This window comes from Lyngbya sp. CCY1209, assembly GCF_055795065.1.
Map to the genome: position 1 here is coordinate 1 of NZ_JAYFER010000363.1, position 6,132 is coordinate 6,132.

At 57.4% G+C, this 6,132-nt stretch carries 6 protein-coding genes; all 6 read left to right on the forward strand.

Annotation, left to right across the window (positions count from 1 at the left end; genetic code table 11):
* Window positions 1-276: 276 nt before the first annotated feature.
* The gene (locus AC0QHF_RS10275) at window positions 277-687 is read left to right on the forward strand and encodes a GPW/gp25 family protein (RefSeq protein WP_324704113.1); all 411 of its coding nucleotides are present in this window, start codon (window positions 277-279) and stop codon (window positions 685-687) included.
* Between the two features lie 5 nt (window positions 688-692).
* Entirely contained in the window at window positions 693-2,867 is a 2,175-nt protein-coding gene (locus AC0QHF_RS10280; RefSeq protein WP_324704114.1) for a putative baseplate assembly protein, read from the forward strand.
* A 37-nt stretch (window positions 2,868-2,904) separates the two neighbouring features.
* Window positions 2,905-3,948, forward strand: a complete 1,044-nt coding sequence (locus AC0QHF_RS10285) for a phage tail protein (RefSeq protein WP_324704115.1) — start codon at window positions 2,905-2,907, stop codon at window positions 3,946-3,948.
* Window positions 3,949-3,967: 19 nt separating this feature from the next.
* Complete coding sequence (locus AC0QHF_RS10290) at window positions 3,968-5,332, forward strand: hypothetical protein (protein ID WP_324704116.1); 1,365 nt, start codon at window positions 3,968-3,970, stop codon at window positions 5,330-5,332.
* 173 nt (window positions 5,333-5,505) lie between these two features.
* On the forward strand, window positions 5,506-5,823 hold the full coding sequence (locus AC0QHF_RS10295; protein ID WP_324704117.1) for a nucleotidyltransferase family protein: 318 nt from the start codon (window positions 5,506-5,508) through the stop codon (window positions 5,821-5,823).
* Complete coding sequence (locus AC0QHF_RS10300) at window positions 5,820-5,969, forward strand: hypothetical protein (protein ID WP_324704118.1); 150 nt, start codon at window positions 5,820-5,822, stop codon at window positions 5,967-5,969. The genes AC0QHF_RS10295 and AC0QHF_RS10300 overlap by 4 nt, the downstream gene beginning before the upstream one ends.
* Window positions 5,970-6,132: the final 163 nt, after the last annotated feature.

The window sequence follows — 6,132 nt, forward strand, 5'->3', positions numbered from 1 at the left end:
GAGCCGTGTGAGGTGAAAGTCTCATGCACGGTTCTGAATGGGAGGGGGAGAAGGTGACTTCTCTCTCGACCCCTAATCAAGTCCGATCAATCACCAATTCTGCCCCCCCAAAAACCGGCTTTGCGGTCTTTTGAGTGGCTCAAAACCAGAGAATCCGTCAATTGACGGCGAGAAAGTCCCGCAGCTTTCTCCTCAAAAATATCGGGGAAATTGTCCCGAATTCCGGGAGTTTCGGCCGCGCCGAAACTCCCATACCGAAAAGCTCAGAGAATTCCCATGCTCAACCAACGTCGCCCCCCGACCTATTTGGGTCAGGGATTTGCCTTTCCCTTGGAAATCAATCAGCAAGGCAACTGGGCCCTGAGTGCGGGCGATCGCAACGTCCGGGAATCCATCCTGCTGATTTTGATGACCGACCTGGGCGAACGACTCAACCGGCCCGAGTTCGGCTGTCGCCTCTCAGAACTCAGCTTCGCCCCCATCAACTCCGAAACCCTGATGTTAATGCGGATCTACGTCCGAGAAGCCCTAGAACAGTGGGAACCGCGCATCATTGTAGATGACGTTTTAGCCATCCCCGACGGCGGCGGGGGGCGGGTGGATCTGGTCATCAACTACCGCCTCAAACCCACCCACGATCGCCGCAGCCTCGTCTATCCCTTCTACCTGCAACAGCCGCCGGAATAGCCCCCATGGTCTTCGACTTCCTACCCAACCTCCCCAAAGCCAACCTGGATGATCGCACCTACGACGATCTCCTGCAAGAATGCCTGCTGCGAATACCCCGCTACTGCCCCGAGTGGAGCAACTACAACCCCAGCGATCCCGGCATCACCCTGCTGGAGCTGTTCGCGTGGCTGATGGAGCAGATGCTGACCCGCTTCAACCAAGTCCCCCGCCGCAACTACGTTTTATTCTTAGAACTCCTGGGCATCCGCCTGCAACCCCCCAACCCCGCCCGCACCGAAATCACCTTCTACCTCGTCTCCGACCTCCCCGCCACCTACACCATCCCCGACGGCATCGAAATCGCCACCGAACGGCTCCCCGACGCCGAATCCGTCGTCTTCAGCACCTCCGGGACCCTGACCATCGCCAAACCCGCCATCGGCCACTTCCTCCACGCCGAAACCCCCGAAGACACCCCGCAAATGTTGCGCGATCGCTTCACCAACTGGTGGACAATGGACCGGGACGGCACCTGGTCCGGACCCGAACTGCCCCTATTCGGCGATCGGCCCGACCCCGGCCAATGCTTCTACCTCGTCTTCGAGCCCGACGCCCCCATCGAAGGCAACGTCATCGCCCTCACCGTCAAAGGCCAAGCCGCCACCCCCACCGGCATCGACCCCGACCACCCCCCCCGGCGGTGGGAAGCCTGGAACGGGCGCTACTGGCAATCAATCCTCATCGAAGAGGCCGACGACGAAACCCAGGGCTTCAGCTTCCGGGACCTCACCCGCCAGGGGCGCGACCCGAGCCGGGGCGCCGACATCATCCTGCACCTCCCCGTCCGCTTCCCCGTCGCCCAATTCACCGCCTACCGGGGCCGGTGGCTCCGCTGCGTCTGCACCGAACCCACCCCCGACCAGGCCCCCTACAGCCGCTCCCCCCGCATCGTCGGCCTCGGCGTCCGCTCCGTCGGCGGCACCGCCCCGGCCACCCAGTGCCAGGTCGTCACCGACGAAGTGCTCGGCATCAGCGACGGCACCCCCGGCCAGGTGTTCCGACTCGCGCGCCCCCCCGTCCTCGCCCGGGCTGAAAACGAATACCTCACCGTCACCCCCCCCGGAGAACTGCCCCAAATTTGGGCAGAAGTCCCCGACTTTTCCAACTCCGGACCCGGCGATCGCCACTATTTAATCGACTCCCTCACCGGCGCCGTGCAATTCGGCCCCCTGGTGCTCGAACCCACCCAACTGGTGCGAGAAACCGAGTACCGCGCCCTGCTGCAAACCACCAACCGCCCCCCCGCCGTCACCCCCGCCCCCAGCCAAGAGCGGCAGTACGGCGCTGTACCCCCCCGGGGAGCCACCCTGCGGATGGTCCGCTACCGCACCGGCGGGGGCGTCCGGGGCAACGTCCAACCCGGGACCGTGGTCGTGATGAAATCCGCCATCCCCTACGTCGGCACCGCCGTCAACCACATTCCGGCCCGCAACGGCTCCGACGCCGAATCCCTGGAACAGGCCGCCATCCGCGTCCCCCAGATGTTGCGAACCCGCGATCGCGCCGTCACCCCCGAAGACTTTGAAACCTTGGCGATCGTGGGCGGACGGGGTGCGATCGCCCGCGCCCGCTGTTTGCCTCCCACCCAACCGGGCACCGTCGAAGTGCTCCTCATCCCCCGACTCCGACCCGATGCGGGCTTCGGCATTTCCCCGGCGGAATTGATCCTCAGTTCCGAACTCCGGCACCAGGTTCTCGACTACCTCGACGAGCGCCGCCTCCTAGGGGTGCAAGTCACCTGTCGGGAACCGGAATACGTCGGGGTCGCCGTCCAAACCGAAGTCACCCTGCAACCCCAGTACGACCACCCGGACGCCCGGGAAGACATCCGCCGCGAGTTGGAAGCCGCCCTGTACCGCTTCCTCAACCCCGTCGTCGGGGGGAGCAAGGGGGAAGGCTGGCCCTTCGGCCGGCTCCTCTACCCCACCGACATCATCGCCCTACTGCAACAATTTCCCGCCATCCTCAGCTTGGGCGCCGTGCAACTGTTCGCCCTCCGCCCGGTCGGCTCTCCGCAGGAGAATCGCTGGGTGCGGGGACAACCCGTCGCCCTCATCGATCCCGGCCCCCACGGGACGATCTGTTCTTGGTCTGATGCCGCCCTCAACTCCGGCCACGTCATCAACATCATCCATTGAAAAAGCGGGTTTCTTTTCGCATCTACGGTAAGCCGACATGACTTCCATGACCCAAGCTCCATCCAGTCAATCCGTCCTTTTAGATGTCGTTTCGATCGATATTCCCGAGACGGAACCCGCGCAACTGTCCGAATTGTCCGGCACGATTTACCAAGTCGATTCGGACCGGTCAAACCTGACACTTATCCCCGGAGAAGTCAGTGAAATTGTCATCGATTTGGAAAATTTGGATACCCGCCCCCTGGAGCTCTCCTGCGAACTGACCGGCAATTTTCCTCCCCACTGGTGTCGGAGTGCGATCGCGGGATATCAATTGTCGCCGGGGGAACGGAAGTCGGCTGTGCTCTCTTTTCGGGTCGATCGCAACTTTTTTGAGGAACACCAAGCCGATGTCTCGGGCGACGGACTGCGGCTCAACTATTCCGGGCGGTTCAGCGTTTACGGCACTTATCCCGGCACCGGGGAAAACACGGGCCTGCCACCCCTGCTGGAATTTATAGATTTCGACCTGTTTCTCAGACCGCGATCGCCCTACGTCAACCTACTGCCCCAAATTTATCGGGAAATCGATTTTGTCGGCCGTTTCCTCAAAATTATCGAAACCACCTTCAACCCCGACGTGCAAACCTTCGGCACCCTTTGGGCCCACCTCGACCCCCTCACGGCCCCCGAAAGCCTGCTGCCCTTTTTGGCCCACTGGGTCGGCTGGCGTCGGGTCCCCAATCTCAGTTGGGAACAGCAACGCCGTCTGATCCGCCACGCCTTGGAGATTTATCGCTGGCGGGGGACCCGGCGGGGGCTGCGATTTTACCTGCACCTGGCGACGGGACTGCCCCTGGATGAAGATTTGCCGGAAATCGAAAAGCACATCGCCATTGTGGAAAATTTTACCCAGGGGGCGGTGATGGGGACTTCCTATCTGGGCGTGGATGCGATTTTGGGGGGCGGAAAGCCTTTCCATTTTGACGTCCGCCTGCGGGGCGACCCCGATGCCATCGACGAAACATTAGTCCGTCAGGTCATCGAAGAACAGAAACCCGCTTTTTGTACTTACGAATTGAAAATAACTAATAATTTATAATTAATAACTTTCAATGATTATGACAGATTTAACCCATTCCAATTATTTGCCTCCGGAAATGTATCCCCTCGAACGGTTGATCGTGCGGGACGGATTGCTGTTGAATGCGGAGCGGTGGAAGCGATCGCACGACTATCACCGAAGGCGACAAAATCTCCACTACCAATCCCTCTACCATCCCGGCATTGTTAGGGGGTTGGGAGTGTGCGCGATCGAGGCACCGTCCGACATCTCCGCCCAGTATCGGGATGGCCGCTGGGTGCAAATTCAACCGGGGATGGCAATCGATCGCCTGGGAAATCCGATTATTGTCGATCGCCCGATCGAATTTCGGATCGCCTCGGTCGCCGAGACGGAAATGACCGCCGTCTATTTGGTTCTCAGCTACGTCGATCCGGAAACACTCCACCGTCAAACCGATGAAGATTGGGCGGCGGAAACCTTTCGGATCGACGAAAAAAATCATCCCCCCGCCTCCGAAGAAATCGAACTCTGTCGCATTGCTATTTCTGCCGATGCCGTCCAAATTCGACCGGCAAAAGATGTGTTCGATCCCGATATCAACGAGTTGGATTTGCGGTATCGGGTGGCTGTCCAAGCGCGATCGCCTCAAACCGTCCGCGTCGCCCAGATTCTCGGGGGGACGGCCGAAGATATCGCGATCGGCGACAACCTCACCGACTTGTTGGAATCTGTCTCGGTTTTGGCTCCCCAAAAGATGGGAGTCGAACCCTTAGAAGAGATCGCGATCTGGCGAGAATTTTCAGGCTATGAAATGCCGGAATATAGTTTGATTTATATCCGATATCCGCAGATTTTCTCCTGGGGAGAATTGGAATATAATTATCTCAAACAATACAGCGATCGCGGGGCCGTCCTGTTCATCGAGGCTTCGTCCCGAGAAGTTAATATCGCCGATATCAATTCGGTGATGGTGGAACTTCAACAGGCGATCGAAGACATTCAATTGTCCCAAATATCGGATTTAAAACTGGAATTGCAATCCGAACTCACCACCTGCGAAACCGAAATTGACGGTCGGCTAGAAATCGCCTTGGAACCCATCAAAAACCTCGCCCATCACCTCGAAATTTCCCTTTCCCATTCCGGCAAAATTTCCCGAGACGACCCCATCAAAACCCGACCCTTTCTATTTTCAGAATTACCGGTTATCAATCGGGAGCCGATCCGATTATTTAATTGGGGTCAAATCATTCTATCCGTCGGCTGTCTGTCTTCGGGTTGGGGATTGAGTCACAACCTCCCATTACCCCGGGAAACGATCCGCAGTGCCCAAGAACTCGGTATCAATATCCTCCATTTTTCCGGCCACCGCTCCCAGCTTTCCCGGCTCCAGATGAACGCCAATCATTGTCCATTATAATTGCAAAACAAAACATCATGAAAAAAATACATCAACCTGTCCCGTCGGGTGCATTAATGAAATGTCAACACCGCCGATGTTATCAGTTTATTCTGCACGATCGCGCACTGCTATAATAGCGATCGGGCAGTTGTCAATCGATTGTTATAACCCAACCCAAAAACTGTAAATCAATGCAAGAAATAGATCGCCAAGTCATTTTAGAATTTTCCGATCGCCTGAGAGCAATCATGCCAATTTTAGAGTTGCGGGTGTTCGGCTCGCGGGCGCGGGGCGACGCGACAGAAGAATCGGATTTGGATGTGTTTATTAAGGTGGCAGAGTTGGAGCGCTCAAAGCGGGAACAAATTGACGATCTGGCTTGGGATATCGGGTTTAAATGCGATCGCGTTATTTCTACGTTTGTGGTGACGGAAGCACAGATCAAAAATGGTGCGGTGGGGGCGAGTCCGCTGCTGTTGAAGGTATTCAGTGAGGGCATTCCGGTATGACTAACCCTCAGTTGCAATTATTGGTCGAATATCGCCTCTTGGAAGCGCGAGAAACATTGCGGGAAGCGGAGATATTATTGGAGCGATCGCGGTTTTTTCTCGGTCAGATTCAAGAGTATTTACAAAATTGGAGGTCGGAATTTTAAGTCGTATCGTCGGGTGCGTTAATGAAATGTCAACACCGTTTATGCTCTGAATTGGCGGTGGGTTACGCTGCGCTAACCCACCCTACTGGACCGACACGGCTAAAAATGTGCTTTCGTGTAGGGTGGGTTAGGCGGCTGAAACCCAGGCTGTGATGGCAATCTA

Coding starts and splice junctions, on each gene's coding strand:
- AC0QHF_RS10280 (WP_324704114.1), top strand. CDS start 693: ATGGTCTTCGACTTCCTACCCAACCTCCCCAAAGCCAACCTGGATGAT.
- AC0QHF_RS10285 (WP_324704115.1), top strand. CDS start 2,905: ATGACTTCCATGACCCAAGCTCCATCCAGTCAATCCGTCCTTTTAGAT.
- AC0QHF_RS10290 (WP_324704116.1), top strand. CDS start 3,968: ATGACAGATTTAACCCATTCCAATTATTTGCCTCCGGAAATGTATCCC.
- AC0QHF_RS10300 (WP_324704118.1), top strand. CDS start 5,820: ATGACTAACCCTCAGTTGCAATTATTGGTCGAATATCGCCTCTTGGAA.
- AC0QHF_RS10295 (WP_324704117.1), top strand. CDS start 5,506: ATGCAAGAAATAGATCGCCAAGTCATTTTAGAATTTTCCGATCGCCTG.
- AC0QHF_RS10275 (WP_324704113.1), top strand. CDS start 277: ATGCTCAACCAACGTCGCCCCCCGACCTATTTGGGTCAGGGATTTGCC.